Source organism: Halorubrum saccharovorum DSM 1137, from assembly GCF_000337915.1.
In the GTDB taxonomy this organism is placed as follows: Archaea; Halobacteriota; Halobacteria; order Halobacteriales; family Haloferacaceae; genus Halorubrum; species Halorubrum saccharovorum.
In genome coordinates, this window is the sequence record NZ_AOJE01000070.1 from 19,857 (window position 1) to 36,077 (window position 16,221).

General features: G+C 67.8%; 13 protein-coding genes. 11 read left to right on the top strand and 2 right to left on the bottom strand.

Annotated elements, in window-relative coordinates:
* Positions 1-175: 175 nt before the first annotated feature.
* The 11 genes from C471_RS14475 to C471_RS14525 all read left to right on the top strand — a co-directional run bounded on the left by C471_RS14475 (position 176) and on the right by C471_RS14525 (position 13,443).
* Positions 176-3,304, top strand: a complete 3,129-nt coding sequence (locus C471_RS14475; protein WP_004050231.1) for an oligosaccharyl transferase, archaeosortase A system-associated — start codon at positions 176-178, stop codon at positions 3,302-3,304.
* A gap of 6 nt (positions 3,305-3,310) precedes the next feature.
* Positions 3,311-4,255 carry a DUF368 domain-containing protein gene (locus tag C471_RS14480; RefSeq protein WP_004050232.1) on the top strand — a complete coding sequence of 315 codons (945 nt, stop codon included), beginning with the start codon at positions 3,311-3,313 and terminating at the stop codon, positions 4,253-4,255.
* Between the two features lie 90 nt (positions 4,256-4,345).
* Complete coding sequence (locus C471_RS14485; protein WP_004050233.1) at positions 4,346-5,527, top strand: CapA family protein; 1,182 nt, start codon at positions 4,346-4,348, stop codon at positions 5,525-5,527.
* 93 nt (positions 5,528-5,620) lie between these two features.
* Positions 5,621-5,890 (top strand): AbrB/MazE/SpoVT family DNA-binding domain-containing protein, encoded by a 270-nt coding sequence (locus C471_RS14490; RefSeq protein WP_049909451.1) that lies wholly within the window; start codon positions 5,621-5,623, stop codon positions 5,888-5,890.
* Positions 5,890-6,318, top strand: a complete 429-nt coding sequence (locus tag C471_RS14495; protein ID WP_004050235.1) for a type II toxin-antitoxin system VapC family toxin — start codon at positions 5,890-5,892, stop codon at positions 6,316-6,318. The genes C471_RS14490 and C471_RS14495 overlap by 1 nt, the downstream gene beginning before the upstream one ends.
* Before the next feature lie 72 nt (positions 6,319-6,390).
* Positions 6,391-7,413 (top strand): NADP-dependent oxidoreductase, encoded by a 1,023-nt coding sequence (locus C471_RS14500; protein ID WP_004050237.1) that lies wholly within the window; start codon positions 6,391-6,393, stop codon positions 7,411-7,413.
* A gap of 113 nt (positions 7,414-7,526) precedes the next feature.
* Complete coding sequence (locus tag C471_RS14505) at positions 7,527-8,807, top strand: amidohydrolase (protein WP_004050239.1); 1,281 nt, start codon at positions 7,527-7,529, stop codon at positions 8,805-8,807.
* Positions 8,808-8,897: 90 nt separating this feature from the next.
* The gene (locus C471_RS14510; RefSeq protein ID WP_004050241.1) at positions 8,898-9,545 is read left to right on the top strand and encodes a hypothetical protein; all 648 of its coding nucleotides are present in this window, start codon (positions 8,898-8,900) and stop codon (positions 9,543-9,545) included.
* A 388-nt stretch (positions 9,546-9,933) separates the two neighbouring features.
* Positions 9,934-11,631 carry a BCCT family transporter gene (locus C471_RS14515; protein WP_049909452.1) on the top strand — a complete coding sequence of 566 codons (1,698 nt, stop codon included), beginning with the start codon at positions 9,934-9,936 and terminating at the stop codon, positions 11,629-11,631.
* A gap of 67 nt (positions 11,632-11,698) precedes the next feature.
* Positions 11,699-13,060 carry an aminotransferase class III-fold pyridoxal phosphate-dependent enzyme gene (locus tag C471_RS14520; protein WP_004050244.1) on the top strand — a complete coding sequence of 454 codons (1,362 nt, stop codon included), beginning with the start codon at positions 11,699-11,701 and terminating at the stop codon, positions 13,058-13,060.
* Positions 13,061-13,164: 104 nt separating this feature from the next.
* Entirely contained in the window at positions 13,165-13,443 is a 279-nt protein-coding gene (locus C471_RS14525) for a hypothetical protein (protein ID WP_004050246.1), read from the top strand.
* A gap of 118 nt (positions 13,444-13,561) precedes the next feature.
* On the opposite strand, the gene ilvA is transcribed toward C471_RS14525, so the two are convergent.
* Positions 13,562-14,860 (bottom strand): threonine ammonia-lyase, encoded by a 1,299-nt coding sequence (gene ilvA / locus C471_RS14530; RefSeq protein ID WP_004050248.1) that lies wholly within the window; start codon positions 14,858-14,860, stop codon positions 13,562-13,564.
* On the bottom strand, positions 14,857-16,179 hold the full coding sequence (locus C471_RS14535) for an amidohydrolase (RefSeq protein ID WP_004050250.1): 1,323 nt from the start codon (positions 16,177-16,179) through the stop codon (positions 14,857-14,859). Before C471_RS14535 ends, ilvA begins: the two co-directional genes overlap by 4 nt.
* Positions 16,180-16,221 lie beyond the last annotated feature (42 nt).

Sequence of the window (16,221 nt, forward strand, 5' to 3'; positions counted from 1 at the left end):
GAAACGTTCTAACAGCGGAACTAGTGGGGTGTGAGGGTTCGATTAGAAATATCGAATAACGGATGTAGGTGTCATACAAATAAATAAACTCAATCATCAACTGAGTCCGTACACTACCGCAAGTACGTCGCATATATAACAAGCCTTAAGCGCGTTTTGTGAGTCACATCGTACAATGAGCCAGCAAACCGACTCCACCACGGGGAACGAGGCGTCGCCGCTCGATCTCCTCGAACGGTGGTACCATATTCCGGCCCTCCTCGGAATACTGATGTTCATGCTGTGGGCGCGGGTCCAATCGTACGGGAACTTCGTTCAGAACGGCCAGGTGTACTTCCGCGGGAACGACCCGTGGTATCACCTCCGCGAGACGACCTACATCATGGAGAACTGGCCGAACAACATGCCGTTCGACGTGTGGTCTGGGTTCCCATACGGCGCGCAAGCCGGGCAGTTCGGGACCCTGTGGGACCACATCATGGCGGTTAGCATCTGGATCGCCCGCCCCATCATGGGCAGCGCCGAGGAGGTCATGCTGATCATGGCCCCGCTTGCGGGAACGCTCGTTGCAATCCCGACGTACTTCATCGCGCGTCGGTTCGTCGATCGATTTGCAGCGCTCGCCGCGGTCGGCGTGCTCGCACTCTTCTCAGGTACGTTCTTCAGCTACAGTCTCGTCGGCTTCCCCGATCACAGCGCGGCCGAGGTGCTCTTCCAAAGTCTCGCCGTCCTCGCATTCCTCGCCGCGTTCGCGGTCGCCGAGCGCGAAGCTCCTGTCTGGGAACTCCTCGTCGATCAGGATTGGACCGCTCTCAAGCGTCCCGCCGCGTACGCGGTCGCCGCGGGCGTCGCGCTCGGCCTCTACATGTGGACATGGCAGCCAGGCGTGCTCATGGTTGGGTTCACTGGCATCTTCCTCGCTATCAAGATCACCAGCGACGTGTCTCACGGACAAAGCCCGGAACCCATCGCCTTCGCCGGAGCGGTCTCGATGACTGTTGCGGGACTCATGCAGGTAATTCCGCTTACGGAGTTCACATTCGCCGTAACCGGATACTCCTTCCTCCAGATCGTCCTCCCGCTCGGTGTCGCGCTCGGCGCAGTCTTCCTCGCGTGGCTCGCCCGTCAGTGGGAAAGTCGCGAACTCGACGCCACGACCTACCCACCCGCGGTCGGCGGCCTCATCCTTGCGTCTGCGGGCATCATCTGGATCGTAATTCCCTCGCTATGGTCGACGCTCACGGGGAGTCTCCTCAACACCGTCGGCTTCTCGGCCAGCGCCGGCGCCCGCACCATCGGTGAGGCGCAACCCCCCCTCCAGGAGGCCTCATTCACTAACTTCGTCCTCTCCCAGTATGGTCTCGCGTTCTTCCTCGCGCTCGCTGCGGTCCTCTACATCGTCGCGCGCCCCCTCTACCGCTCGGACGACGCAAACCACACCCTCTACATCCCGGCCGCGCTCGCCGTGGTCGGCTCCGTCTACGCGGTCCCCCAACTGTACAGCGCTATCGGCGGCGTCGTCGGCGTGAGCTGGCAGGTGGTCGGGCTTGTCATCGCCGCCGGCTTCCTCGTCGGCGCGACGTTCCTCGTCGAGTACGACGCCGAGGAGCTCTACTTCGTCGTGTGGGCGGCGTTCATCGGGAGCGCCGCGTTCACGCAGCTCCGCTTCAACTACTACCTCGCGGTGATCGTCGCGGTCGGCACGGCGTACTTCGGCCAACTGGCCGTCAACTTCCTCCGGCTGCACACGCTCGACGACGCCCGCGACATCGAGGGGTGGCAGGCGATGGGGACGCTCGTTCTCGTCGTCGTCATCCTCGTCCCGCTGGTCGCGATGGCCACTCCCGTCTGGGCCGCGGGCGCGAACACCGGTCCCGGAAGCGTCACGCAGTGGGACGGCAGCCTCCAGTGGATGAACGACGAGACGCCCACCCCCGGAGAGCTGGAGGGCGCCGACAACCCGATGGAGCTGTACGGCACCTACGAACGCCCGGCTGACGGCGACTTCGAGTATCCCGAGGGCGCCTACGGCGTGCAGTCGTGGTGGGACTACGGCCACTGGATCACCACGCGCGCGGAGCGTATCCCGAACGCGAACCCGTTCCAGCAGAACGCGGGCGAGGCCGCCGACTACCTGCTCGCGCCCAGCGAGGAGGCGTCTCGCGAGGTACTCGCCAGCCAGAGCACTGAAGGCGAGAATACCCGCTACGTGATGGTCGACTGGCAGATGGCGTCGCCGAACTCCAAGTTCGGTGCGCCTGTTACGTACTCCTCATACAACGAGACGCGGTCTGACTTCAACCGCGTGCTCTACCAACAGACGGAGCAGGGCGGGTTCCGGCAGGTGATGCAGGTGAACACCCAGCGGTACCACGAGAGCCAGATGATCCGGCTGTACGAGCATTACGGCAGCGCGGTCGACCCCGAGCCGGTCGTCGTCGACTGGGAGGCGCAGGCCGCTCAGACCACGAGCGGCGAGCAGGTCGAGGTGAACGCGCTCCCGAGCGACCCGCGAGCGACGATCCGACAGTTCGACAACGTCTCCGCGGCCCGGGCGTACGTCGAAGAAGACGGGAGCGCGCAACTCGGCGGCGTCGGCGATCTCCCCTCGGAGCGCGTCGAGGCCTTAGAGCACCACCGTCTCGTTCACGCCTCGCAGGCGCGGGGGCGGTCGCCCTCGCTGCGGCAGGTGCAGATCCTCCAGGAGCTCGGCGTCGACGTCGAGAGCGTCCTCGGGGAGTCCGGCTTCGCGGCCTTCCAGGACGACTTCGTGAAGACGTTCGAGCGCGTCCCCGGGGCGACGATCGAAGGCTCGGGTGCCGCGCCCGGCCAGGAGGTCGAAGCGACCGTCGAACTCGAAAAGCCCACGGGGCAGACGTTCGAGTACACCCAGTACGCCGAGGCAGACGCGGACGGGAACTTCGAGCTCACGGTGCCGTACTCGACGACGGGCTACGACGAGTTCGGCCCCGAGAACGGCTACACGAACACGAGCGTTCGCGCGACCGGCCCCTACAACATCACCACTGAGGCGACCACCGGCGACGATCTGTACACGACCCAACACGTCGGACAGGTCGCGGTGACCGAGGGGCAGGTCGTCGGCGCGGACGACGCGGCGGCGGCGGTCGAACTCGAAGAGGAGATCATCGACTGCCCGAGCGGCGACCCCGAGTGTCCGATCGACCAGAACGGCGACAGTGACGGAAGCGACGATAGCGGCGCCGGCAACGAGACCGCCTCGCTGACGGCCGCCGACCCGGTCGTCGAGGAATCGATCGCTCTCGCCGACGCGAGCGCGTAACTCGCCATGGCCGGCCTCCGGGACTGGGCGACGCTGTATCTGAAGGGCGTCGCGATGGGGAGCGCGGACGCGGTCCCCGGCGTCTCCGGCGGCACCATCGCGCTCATCGTCGGCATCTACGAGCGGCTGATCGCGGCGGTCACCGCGATCGATCCCGCGCGGATCCGACGGTTGCTCGCGGGGGTGCGCCCGGCCAACGTCCCGGACGCGCGCGCCGCGTTTCACGAGATCGACGGTGCCTTCCTGTTCGTGCTCGGTGCGGGGATCGGAACGGCCGTTATCGTCGTCTTGAGCGGAGTCAACTACCTCTTGTCGGCCCGTCCGGTCGCGACCTACGGATTCTTCTTCGGGCTGATCGCGGCGAGCGCGGGCGTGTTGCTCGGTGGGGTCGAGCTCGATACGCCGCGTCGGAAGGCGGCGGCGGTCGCCGGCTTTCTCCTCGCGTTTCTCGCGTCGGGGTTCGCGTCGACCGGCCTCGGCAGTTCGCTGCCGGTCGTCTTCGTCGCCGGCGCGGTCGCGGTCAGCGCGATGGTGCTGCCGGGGATCTCCGGGTCGCTGCTGCTCGTCGTGCTCGGCCAGTACGAGTACATGTCGGGGACCGTGGGCCGGGCGGTCGACGGGCTCGTCGCGGTCGCGAACGGGAACGGGAGCGACGCGCTCGTCGCAACGCTCCCGCCGGTGGCGACGTTCCTCGTCGGGGGCGTCGTCGGCCTGTTCACGATCGCCCACACGGTTCGATACGCGCTCGCCCGCGCCCGGGCCGCGACGCTGGCGTTTCTCGTGAGTCTCGTCGTGGGCGCGCTCCGGGCGCCCATCGCCGAGGTCTCCATCCGGTTGGCGGAGAGCGGCGAGTCGTGGCGGGCCGCCGCGCCGCGGTTCGCGCTGGCGGCGGTCGCCGGCGCGGCGTTCGTGCTCGTGTTGGACCGCTACTCCGCGGCGATCGAGTACTGATCGCGATCGACGGTCATCGGGGACCGCTTCGAGGCGACTCAGCCATCGCGTACAGCAGGTTAAAGTCGGCGCTCGTCGAACCCGAGACCGATGCGAACGCGCCGGACACTACTGGCGTCGGGCGTCGCCGGACTCGTCGGACTCGCCGGGTGCGCCGGCGAACCAGCGAACCCGGACGACGGGGATCGAGGATCGACCGGCGAGGCCGAATCGGGAGATGGTGGCTCGGGCGCGAGCGACGATGACTCGGACGGGGCCGACGAGCGCGACGCGACCCGGATCGGGTTCGTCGGCGACCTGATGCTCGGCCGGAGCGTCAACGAGCGGTGGGCAGACGCGGACGGGGGGGCCGAGAAGGTCTGGGGGTCGACGCTCTCGCGGCTCGAAGAACTCGACGGGCTGGTCGGCAACTTGGAGTGCTGCGTCTCCGACCGCGGGACGCGCTGGCCGGACAAGGGGTACTACTTCCGATCGGATCCCGACTTCGCCGTGCCGGCCCTCGAAGCGGCGGGCGCCTCGTTCGTCTCGCTCGCGAACAACCACGTCCTCGACTACAGCGAGCCGGCGCTCCGGGACACCGACTCGCACCTCACCGACGCGGGGATCGCGCATGCCGGCGCCGGCACCGACCGCGACGCAGCTCTCGAACCCGCCGCCTTCGAAGCGGGCGATCTCACCGTCGCGGCGTTCGGGCTCACCGACCAGGCCAAGGAGTTCGCCGCCTCCGAATCAGGCCCGGGCACCGCGTTCGCGACGCTCGATCCGTCCGTTTCTGCGACGCGCTCGCTGGTCGAAGAGATCCTCGACCGCGCCGAGGCCCACGACCCCGACCTCGTCGTCGCGTCGCTCCACTGGGGGCCGAACTGGGAGACCGAACCCGGGGCGGTCCACGAGCGGTTCGGCCGATGGCTCGTCGAGCAGGGCGTCGACGTCGTCCACGGCCACAGCGCGCACGTGCTCCAGGGTGTTGAGGTGTACCAGGGGCGCCCGATCATCTACGACGCGGCGGACTTCGTCGACGACTACATCAGCTATCAGGACCGCGAGGGCGTCCGCAACAAGCGGAGCGCGCTCTTCGAGCTCGTCGTGCGCGACGGCGCCCTCGACGAGCTGGTCGTCGAGCCGATCGAAATCGTCGACGAGACCGCGACGCTGGCGGACGACGAGGTTGCCGAGTGGGTGCGTAATACGCTCGCGGAGCGTTCCGCGGCGTTCGACACCGCGATCGAGCGCGACGACGATCGGTTGGCGTTCCCGCTGGGCGCGGAATGAGGCTCAGCATGACTAGGGATCGACGACTGATCGTTTCTCCACACACCCACATGCGGCGCAACATGTATGGTATACGAACGTGTACTGCCGGGTATGGCAACTGAAGAGGCTCCCGAGGAAACCACGGTCAGCGATCGAGGGATGGTCACGATCCCGGCTGAGCTTCGACGACGGCTTGACATCGAGCCGGGCGACAAACTCCGGTGGACTACCGACGACGAAGGGAACCTCTCTGTGGAGGTCGTCAAGCAGCGCTACGGCGCGTTCGACGACTTCGAGCCAGTCTCGATGGGAGGCGGTGGCTCTGAAACCCACGACCTCGCAGGCCACGAGGACGATCCCACCTTCTCGGAGAGCAACTGATGACTGTCGCAGTGATCGACACAGGCGTTCTAGTTGGGATGGCCGATGCTGACGACGAACACCACGATGTCGCGATGGAGATCGTCCATGGAATGGACCACGGTGACCTCCCGACAGCCCGAGTGACGAACTACGTCGTCCTCGAAACACTCAACTGGATACATAATCGGAAGCGACACGAGAAGGCCGTAGAGACGTTTGAGCGGCTGAACCAGTCAGCCGGTTTTGAAGTGCTCCACGCGGCCCAGAAGGACTTCACCAACGCTGTGAATCTCTTCCAGATCTATGAGGGCCTGTCCTTCGGGGACGCGACCATTGCTGCATACATGGATCGGGAAGGGATCGAATACCTCTATTCGTTTGATGACGACTTCGACACGATCCAAGGTATCACTCGGCTGGAGACGCCCGACAACCCGTTCACCTGATCGCCCACAGAATTCGACCCCGCTCCCTGCTGGCGTCCAAACCCTATTGGGTCGCATCCCCCAACGACGCCCGTGACGAACACCAACCGCGAGTGGCTGCTCGCCGAGCGCCCCGACGGCGAGCCCGATCAGGACTGCTTCGAGTTGCGCGAGACGGACGTTCCCGTCCCCGCTCCCGGCGAACTCCTCGTCCGCACCCGGTTCCTCTCGGTCGACCCGTACATGCGCGGGCGGATGCGCGACGCCGAGTCGTATGCCGAGCCGTGGGACGTGGGCGACGCGCTCAAAGGCGGGATCGTCGGCGAAGTGGTCGAGAGCGAAAGCGACGCGTACGCCGAAGGCGACCTCGTGACCGGCGAGGGGCTGTGGGCCGACTACGCGACGCTCCACGCCGACGACGTGGCCCCGGTCGATCCGACCGTCGCCGACCCCGAAGCCTACCTCGGCGTGCTCGGGATGCCCGGCCGGACCGCCTACTTCGGACTGTTGGAGGTCGGCGAGCCCAAGCCCGGCGACACCGTGGTCGTCTCCGGCGCCGCGGGCGCTGTCGGGTCGGTCGTCGGCCAGATCGCGAAGCGCGCCGGCTGTCGCGTGGTCGGGTTCGCCGGGAGCGACGAGAAGACGGCGTGGCTCACGGAGGACCTCGGCTTCGACGCCGCGATCAACTACAAGGCGACCGACGACTACCGCGCCGCGCTCGACGAGGCCGCGCCCGACGGCGTCGACGTGTACTTCGACAACGTCGGCGGCCCCATCACGGACGCCGTCTTCACCAAGCTGGACCTCGACGCGCGGGTCGCGGTCTGCGGGCAGATCGCTCACTACAACGACGAGGAGGTCCCCACCGGGCCGCGAAAGCTCCCGGGGATCATCGCGGTGCGAGCGCGCGTTGAGGGGCTGCTCGTCGGCGACTTCGCGACCCGGTTCGGCGAGGCGAGCGAGCGGCTCGGCCAGTGGGTCGCGAGCGGCGAGCTCGAACACCGAGAGACGGTCGTCAAGGGGGTAGAGAACGCGCCCGACGCCTTCCTCGGGCTCTTCGCGGGCGACAACATCGGCAAGCAGGTGGTGCGGGTGTCGGCCGCGGACGAGGAGTAGGGAGGCGGCGCTCGCGCTGGTCAGCATCGACCGACAGCGGCGCTCCCGACACGGCAAGCGGGAGTGAGCCACCGGCTACCGTTAAGTACTCGCATCGCTTTCTCTTCGGACAGATGTCCCACGACGCGCGAGCCAGACTGAGCGATCTCCGGCGGGCGTTCCACCGCCATCCGGAGCCCGGGTGGCGCGAGTTTCAGACGACCGCTCGCGTCGTCGCGGAGCTCGAACGCATCGGCGTCGACGAGATCGCGGTCGGCCGCGACGCGCTCGCCACCGACGCGCGGATGGCCGTGCCCGACGACGAGGAGATCCGGCCGTGGCTCGACCGCGCCCGCGAGGCGGGGGTCAGCGACGACCTGCTCGAACGCACCGCGGGCGGCCACACGGGCGTCGTCGCGACGCTGACGCAGGGCGAGGGGCCGTGTATCGGCCTGCGCGTCGATCTCGACGCGATCTCGATCCACGAGTCGGACGCTCCCGACCACCGGCCGGCGGCGGAGGGGTTCCGGTCCGAACACGACGGGTACATGCACGCCTGCGGGCACGACGCGCACCTCGCGATCGCGCTCGGCACGCTGGCGGCGGTCAAGGAGAGCGACTTCCGGGGGACGCTCAAGGTGCTCTTCCAGCCGGCAGAGGAGATATCGGGGGGCGGCAAGGCGATGGCCGAGAGCGGCCACCTCGACGGCGTCGACTACCTGTTCGCGCTCCACGTCGGGCTCGACCACCCCACGGGCGAGATCGTCGCCGGCGTCGAGAGCCCGCTGGCGATGGCCCACTTGACGGCCACCTTCGAGGGCGCGAGCGCACACGCCGGCAAGGCGCCGAACGAGGGGGCAAACGCCATGCAGGCCGCCGCGAGCGCGATCCAGAACGCGTACGGTATCGCGCGCCACCGCGACGGCGCGACCCGGGTGAACGTCGGCCGGATCGAGGGCGGCTCCGCGAGCAACGTCATCGCCGAGGAGGTGACGATCGACGCCGAGGTGCGCGGCGAGACGACCGCGCTGATGACGTACGCGCGCACCGAGCTCGAACGGATCCTGTACGCCGCCGCCGAGCTCCACGACTGCGACGTGACGCCGCGCGTGATCAGCGAATCGCCGTGCGTCGACAGCCACCCGGCGCTGCGAGAGCTCATCGGGAACGTGGCGTGGGAGGTCGACGGCGTCGATCGGGTGATCCCGTCCGAGGAGTTCGGCGTCAGCGAGGACGGTACGTATCTGATGCAGCGGGTCCAGGACGCCGGCGGACTGGCCTCGTACGTGCTCATCGGCACCGACCACCCGACGAGCCACCACACGCCCACCTTCGACGTCGACGAAGCGAGCCTCGAGATCGGCGTCGACCTGCTGTCGGACGCGTTCGTCGAGCTGTCGCGGCGGCGGCCGTAGGAGGGCGCGAGCCGGTGAATTGCACCACAACCGGCGGCGGTGGTCCGCCTGATCAATACTGTTAATCCGGTGGCACCCGCTATATTACCCATGAGCCAGAACGACGTGCCGGAGTCGCTGGAGGCGGCGGCCGACTCGGACCGGCCTCGCGGGATCCTCACGCCCTCCGACCGTGACTTTCTGCTCGGACGCAAGACGGATTACACGGACCACTCCCGGAAACAGAAGCGCAACCGGATCCGGCGCCGCGTCCGGAACGCGATCCTGGACTTCAGCATCCTCTTCGAGTGCCTGGAGGAGCGCGACCGGAAGACGGTGTTCGATCCGGACGACGAGGACCGGGAGGCGTACACGCAGGGGATCACCGACATGCTCGCGTTCCTCCACCTCGGCACGATGGGGTACCACACGCCGTTCAAGGACATGCTCTCGGAGGGCGTCGGCAAGGCGGAACAGCAGCTCGCGGGGTCGAACTACCGCATGGTCAACGTGGAGTTCAACGTCGAGCCGGTCGGCCAGATCGACGTCGACGAGGTGGTCGCCAAGCTCGAAGACGACGAGTTCGCCGAGCTCACCGACGAGGAGCTCCGCGCGTTCGTCCGCCTGCTGACCATGTCGGAGTCGTTCTCGCCGGAGGAGGCGGGCGAGGAGATCAAAGACCGCGTCGACGAGTTCGCCGAGAAGCTGACGGAGAGCGCGACCTCTCACGAGCGCACGCTCGAAGAGCTGACGAACTGACCGGCGGAGACGCGCCGTGCGGTAACAGATACTGGTCACGATCGACCTCCCGGCGACCGGCCGCTTGGGACGGTGCCGGCGCGGTGTCGAGCCGGTGCCGCTCGATCTTCGGCGGCTTTTGATACGGAATGTGTGGCTGTTTCGGTTGATTCCCGCTGATCGTCCAGTGTATCGCGTTGATCGCTGACGATCCCGCCCCGTTAGCTGTTTGGTACGAATATCGTTGAACATATATACAGAATACATAAATCGGATAGATAGTCGCACCTTGAGAAACACTTATTGTGTACACTTCCGATCGACCGACCATGCCATCACGTGGCATGGTACTCGACCGGCGGAGGCACCGTGGACCCAGTAGTCGTCGCCGTCGCGGGGGTGTCACCTGATGAGTGGCTCTGAACCGGGAGTGATAGAGGAGTTCCGCGACGAGATCGACCCGATCGTCTTCGCGTTCGGCGCCCTGCTGACGCTGGGCGTTATCGCCGCGTTCTTCATCAGCCCGTCCACCGTCGAGAACGGCATCGAGTCGCTGAACAATCAGCTGCTCGGCGCGTTCAACTGGGCGCTGATGCTGATCGTCTTCCTGATCGTGTTGTTCCTACTCTTCCTGATCGTGGGGCCGTGGGGAGGGATCAAGCTCGGCGACGAGCCGCCGGAGTACAGCTTCCTCTCGTTTTTCGCGATGCTGTACTCCGCGGGGTTCGCGGCCGGGGTCGTGTTCTGGGGACCGACCGAGGCGCTGTTCTACTACAACAACCCCTCGCCGCTGTTCAGTAACGTCGAGGGGAGCACGGCCGAGGCGATGACCGTCGCGGTCCAACAGACGCTGTTCCACTGGGCGCTGCCGCAGCTCGCGGTGTTCACCATCATGGGTATCGCGATCGGCTACTTCGCGTACAACTACGAGAACGTCCCGCTGCGCGTCTCCTCGGCGCTCATGCCGATCCTCGGCGCCGACAATCTCGACGGCCCGGCCGCGAAGGTCGTCGACATTCTGGCCGTCTTCGCGACCATCGGCGGCGTCGCCACGTCGCTCGGGTTCATCGGGAGCCAGTTCGTCACCGGGCTCGACTACCAGTGGGGGATCAACATGGGCGATCTCGGGATCCTGCTCGTCGTCACCATGATGACCCTCCTCTTTACCACCTCGATGGTGCTCGGGGTCGACAAGGGGATCCGCCGGCTCTCGAACTTCAACATGATCCTCTTCGTCGTGCTCATGTTCGCGACGTTCATCGTGGGCCCGACGCTGTTCCTCGTGCTGCTCGGCACGCAGGCGTTCGGCGGCATGATAAGCGAGTTCGTCTCGATGAGCCTCTTCACCGGCGCCGGGCCGATGGGTGGCGGCGACGCGAGCGCGACCGGCTGGATCAACGCGTGGACGGTGTTCTACTGGGCGTGGGCGCTCTCGTGGTCGCCGTTCGCGGGGCTGTTCATCGCGCGGATCTCCAAGGGACGGACCGTCCGCGAGGTCGCGTTCACGGGGATCGTCGCGACCTCCGGCGCCACCATCCCGTGGTTCACGTTCGTCGGCGGCACCGCGGTGTGGGCACAGCACAACGGGATCGCCGACTTCGGCGCGGTGATCGCCGGCGACGCGGGGCCGGAGGTGTCCGGGTTCATCCTCTTCGAGGCGCTGAACTTCACGCTGAACCTCGGTGGAGCGTCGATGACGATCCCGATCGGGTCCGTGCTGATCTACGCGTTCATGATCCTCGTGACGACGTTCTTCATCACGTCGGCGGACTCCTCGACGCTGGCCGTCTCGATGATGACCACCGGCGGGAAGGCCAGGCCGTCGAACATCAACCGCATCTTCTGGGGCGTCGTCCTCGGGATGACCGCGGCGATCCTGATGATCCTCGGCGGCAGCGGCAGCGCGAACACGCTCCAGCAGGCGGCGATCATCACCGGCACGCCGTTCGCGTTGGTCTGTTTCCTCGCGATGTTAGCGCTGATCAAAGACTTCGGCAAGCACTACGACCAAGTGCTCTTGCAGGACGACACGGTGCTGTACGGAGCGGGGAAAGACGTCGACGCCCGGTCCGAGTCGGTCGAGTCCGCCGGGTCGGACGACGACTGACGCTCACCTGACCCGCTTTTGGGCTTCCATACCAAGTTTTAATGTATAACGTATACATAATCTGTGTATGGATAGGGATACGGCGGAACCAAGCGCGGACGCGCTCCCCGGCCCGAACGCGCAGCGCTGGGTCGACTTCCACCAGTCGCACTCCGCGCCCAGCGAATACTCGCACGAGTTCGTCTGGGACGTGACCCGCGAGGCCGACGGGCCCTTCGTCACCGACGTCGACGGCAACGTTCTGTTGGATTTCACCTGTCACATCGGCGCGGCTCCGCTCGGCTACAACAACGAGAAGGTGCTCTCGAAGCTCCGGGAGTTCGACCTCGTCGAGCCGATGAAGATCGCCGGTCAGGACATGTACTTCGGGTCGGGCCCCACCCCCGAGGAGGCCGACTTCCCCGGGTCGAGTCACCTCATGGACCGGCTGACCGACGTGTCCGGTCACTACGGGATGGACACCGTCTTCCTCTCGAACTCCGGCGCCGAGGCGATGGAGAACGCGATGAAGATCACCCACGACTACCGCGCCCCCGCGAAGTACGGCGTGGCGTTCGACGGGAGCTTCCACGGGCGCACGCTCGGCACGCTCTCGCTGACGAAGTCGAAGGACGTGTACACGCGCCAGTACCCCGAGATCAGCGGCGTCGAGACGGTACCCTTCTGTGCGGATCGAGGCTGTGACGCGGCGAGCTGCGACTGCGGCTTCTTCGCGGGCGGCGGCTCGCAGCTGCGGAACATGCTCGCGCCCGAGGGCGGCCACGTCGACCCGGCGGAGATCGCCTTCCTGACGCTCGAACCGATCCAGGGCGTCGGCGGCTACCGCTTCCCCAGCGAGGCGTTCATGGACGAGGTGGCGGCCGTCACCGACGAGTACGACATCCCGCTCGTCGTCGACGAGATCCAGTCGGGCGTCGGACGCACCGGCGAGATGTGGGCGGCGGACCACTACGCCATCGAGCCGGACGTGATCGCGAGCGCGAAGGCGCTGCGCGTCGGCGCGACGATCTCCCGGTCGGAGGTGTTCCCCACCGAGAAGAACCGCCTCGGCTCGACGTTCGGCGGCGGCGACGTCCTCGGCTCGATGATGGGGACGTTCACGCTGGAGGCGATCGATGAGCACGACCTGCTGGCCAACGCGACCCGGCGCGGTCGGCAGGCGTGCGAGATCCTCCGCGACGACGCGCCCGACACCGTCGTCGATGTCCGCGGCAAGGGGCTAATGCTCGCGGTGGAGTTCGACACGCCCGAGCGGCGCTCCGCCGTCGTCGAGGCCGCGCTCGACCGCGGCCTCCTCACGCTCGGCTGCGGCAAGAAGACGATCCGGCTACTCCCCCCGCTGGACTCGACCGAACGCGAGATCGCGCTCGGGACCGGGATCTTCCTCGACGCGATCGACGCCGTCAGCGCGAGCGCGGCGGCGAACTGAGCAGCCGCGCCCGGCGGCGCGTGAGCCGGCCGGGTTCGGGCGCAGGACGGCGGGAGGCTGAAGTGGGCCGTGGCCCTATCGGGGACCGTACAACCGAACCGATCATGAATCGAACAGCCCTCCTCGGCGGCGCGTTGCTCGTCGTCGGAGTCGGTATCGCCCTCGCGGAACTGGTCTCCTTCCCCGGAATGCTGTTCGGCGGCTGTACCGACGTCGGCGTCTCGGAGGGACGGGGGACCGGCGTCGGCGTTCTCGGCGTACAGGGGGCAGACCTCCTGTACACGCCCGACGGAGTGAACGAGTGTAGTATCCCGCTTCCTGCGGTCCTCGCTCCGCTCGGACTGGTCGCTGTCGGGGGCGGATTGGTTCTGTCCGCCCGGTGATCGCCGTCGAGCAACTCACACGTGACACCGGACCGGGATTAGTATCCTCCCACCACGACACCAAAAAATGAAGTGAGGGGATCCGAGAGCCGCAGTGCGAACTTCGTTGCCGACCCGCTCAGTTCTCCTCAGCGACCGACCGCTCGACGACCGACACGCCGTCGAGCGCCGACACCGCCGCCAGCACCGCATCCAGGTGGTCGGCGTCGCGTCCTTCGATCCCGACCGTCACGGGGGTGCGGTTGGGGTGGTCGGTCCCCGTTCGACGCGCGCGTTCGAGGGCGTCGAGCTCGGCGCCCGCGTCGGTCACCGCCTCGACCACTTCGCTAACCTGCGTCGGCCACGCCGCGAGCGCGAGCCGCGCCTCGGCGTAGCGTCCGAGTTCGAACAGGCCGATCCGGGTGAGCTCGGCGTGGCCGGTGAGGTTCACGTTGCCGCCCGAGACGACGACGGCGGGGTTGGCGTCCGCGAGGTCCAGCCGGTCCGAGAGCGCGGCGGCGAGCGGCGCGGCGCCGGCGCCCTCGGCGACCGTCTTCTGCCGCTCGGCCAGCAGCGTCACGGCGGCGGCGATCTCGCGGTCGGAGACGGTCACCACGTCGTCGACGACCTCGCTCGCGACTTCGAAGGTGGTCCCCAGCATCCGGGTGTCGGCGACCCCCTCGGCGACGGTGTCCACGTCGTCGAGCTGGCGGATCTCGCCGGCCTCCAGCGACGGCTTCGCGTGTGCCGCCCCCTCCGGCTGGACGCCGATAACTCGAACGTCGCGGTCCGCGGCCGCCACCGCGGTGCCGATCCCCGAGATGAGCCCGCCGCCGCCGATGGCAACGAGGACGGCGTCCATCGCGGGGTACTGCTCTATCAGTTCGAGGCCGATCGTCCCCTGGCCCGCGACGACGGCGGCGTCGTCGAACGGGTGGACGAACGTCTCACCGGTCTCGTCGGCGCGCGCCACGGCGTGCTCGTAGGAGCGCTCGTAGATGTCGCCCTCCACGAGCACGGTCGCGCCGTACTCCCTTGTCGCCGCGACCTTCGCCGCCGGCGTCACCTCGGGGACGACGATCGTCGTGTCGATCCCGAGCAGGTCGCCCGCGAGGGCCACCCCTTGCGCGTGGTTGCCCGCGCTGGCGGCGATCACGCCGGCCTCGCGCTCGTCCGGGGAGAGCCGCGCCATCGCGTTGTAAGCCCCGCGGATCTTGAACGAGCCGGTCCGCTGGAAGGACTCGAGCTTGAGCCCCAGCGACGCGGCCCCGCTCATCTCGGCGAACGTGCGCGAGGTGTCGAGCGGCGTTCGGTGCGCAACGTCCGCGAGCCGGCGGCGGGCGTCCTCGATCGCGGCGCGCGTGACGGACGGCGGGGAGTTCTCCCCGCCGTCGCCCCGCTCGTCGGCGTCGCGGTCGTCGGGCTCGTCCTCTGTCATTCGAGGCCGGGGTGGGCGTCCTCGGGGGCGTCCGCCTGCGGCACGGGATGGCGCCGTTCGAGGTCGCGGATCGCGCCGACCAAGACGTCCACGCCGTGCCGGAGGCTTCGCTCGTCGACGTCGAAGGTGGGCGTGTGGTGGCTCGTCGGATGGTCGGTGCCGACGATGAGGTACGTCGCGAGTCCGCCGTCCTCTTGGACGCGCTCCATCAGGAACGTCGCGTCCTCGCTCGCGCCGAAGTCCGCCGCCGGGAGCACAGTCTCGATCCCGTCGACACCCTCGGCGACCCCGGCCACCAGCGCCTGTAGCTCCGGATCGCTGTCCGCGCGCGGACACTCGCTCACCACGTCGACGGTCGCGCGACAGCCGTGCATCGTCGCGGCGCCGCGCACGGTGCGCTCGAACCGGCGTTTCATGAACTCCATCAGCTCGGTCGTCTCGCCGCGCACCTCGGCCTCCATGTGCGCGCGCTCGGCGATGACGTTGCTCGCGGTGCCGGCCTCGGCCTTCCCGACGTTGACCCGCGTCATCCCGTCGGCGTGACGGGCGATCCCGTAGGCGTTCACGATCGCCGCCCCCATCGCCTGCATCGCGTTGTCGCCCTCGTTGGGGGCTTTGCCGGCGTGCGCCGACGTGCCCTCGATCGTCGCGTCGAGGTGCGCCATCGCCAGCGGCTTCTCGATCCCGGCGACCACCTCGCCGGTCGGGTGGTCCAAGCCGACGTGAGCCGCGAGCAGGTAGTCGAGGTCGTCCGCGAACCGGCTCTCGGCCATCGGCCGGCCGCCGCCCCCCGTCTCCTCGGCCGGCTGGAAGAAGACGACCAGCCGCCCGGCGAAGTCGCTCTCGGCGATGGCTTCGAGGACGGCGAGCCCCCACGTCATGTGGGCGTCGTGGCCGCAGGCGTGCATCGTGCCGTCGATCTCCGAGCGGAACCCCTCGTCGACGGGGTCGTGGTCGGGCTCGGTCGACTCCCCGATGAACAGCCCGTCGACGTCGACGCGGAGCCCGATCGCGGGCCCGTCGCCGCGGTCGAGCACGGCGACGGCGCCGGTGTTGCCGCCGGCCATGCGATCGAGCAGCTCCGCGTCCGCGCCGCGGTCGCGGGCGCGCTCCAGCCACGGATCGAGGTCGGCATCGGGAACGGCCATGCGGTCGGCCGAGTCGTACGCGTCCGGCCCGATCGCGAGCTCGTCGACGCCGATCGCCCGGATCTCCTCGACGAGCCTCGCAGTCGTGAGGAACTCGCGCCACGCGGGCTCCGGATGGCGGTGGAGTCGGCGGCGAACGCTGGCGAGCCGGTCCCGGATCGGTTCGTTCATGAGTGTCACCCTCTCGCTCGATCGCCTTAACTGTACACAATT

Bases quoted from the DNA above. Each gene is read 5' to 3' on its own strand.
- C471_RS14475 (WP_004050231.1), top strand. From the start codon at position 176: ATGAGCCAGCAAACCGACTCCACCACGGGGAACGAGGCGTCGCCGCTC.
- C471_RS14480 (WP_004050232.1), top strand. From the start codon at position 3,311: ATGGCCGGCCTCCGGGACTGGGCGACGCTGTATCTGAAGGGCGTCGCG.
- C471_RS14485 (WP_004050233.1), top strand. From the start codon at position 4,346: ATGCGAACGCGCCGGACACTACTGGCGTCGGGCGTCGCCGGACTCGTC.
- C471_RS14490 (WP_049909451.1), top strand. From the start codon at position 5,621: ATGGCAACTGAAGAGGCTCCCGAGGAAACCACGGTCAGCGATCGAGGG.
- C471_RS14495 (WP_004050235.1), top strand. From the start codon at position 5,890: ATGACTGTCGCAGTGATCGACACAGGCGTTCTAGTTGGGATGGCCGAT.
- C471_RS14505 (WP_004050239.1), top strand. From the start codon at position 7,527: ATGTCCCACGACGCGCGAGCCAGACTGAGCGATCTCCGGCGGGCGTTC.
- C471_RS14510 (WP_004050241.1), top strand. From the start codon at position 8,898: ATGAGCCAGAACGACGTGCCGGAGTCGCTGGAGGCGGCGGCCGACTCG.
- C471_RS14515 (WP_049909452.1), top strand. From the start codon at position 9,934: ATGAGTGGCTCTGAACCGGGAGTGATAGAGGAGTTCCGCGACGAGATC.
- C471_RS14520 (WP_004050244.1), top strand. From the start codon at position 11,699: ATGGATAGGGATACGGCGGAACCAAGCGCGGACGCGCTCCCCGGCCCG.
- C471_RS14525 (WP_004050246.1), top strand. From the start codon at position 13,165: ATGAATCGAACAGCCCTCCTCGGCGGCGCGTTGCTCGTCGTCGGAGTC.
- ilvA (WP_004050248.1), bottom strand. From the start codon at position 14,860: ATGACAGAGGACGAGCCCGACGACCGCGACGCCGACGAGCGGGGCGAC.
- C471_RS14535 (WP_004050250.1), bottom strand. From the start codon at position 16,179: ATGAACGAACCGATCCGGGACCGGCTCGCCAGCGTTCGCCGCCGACTC.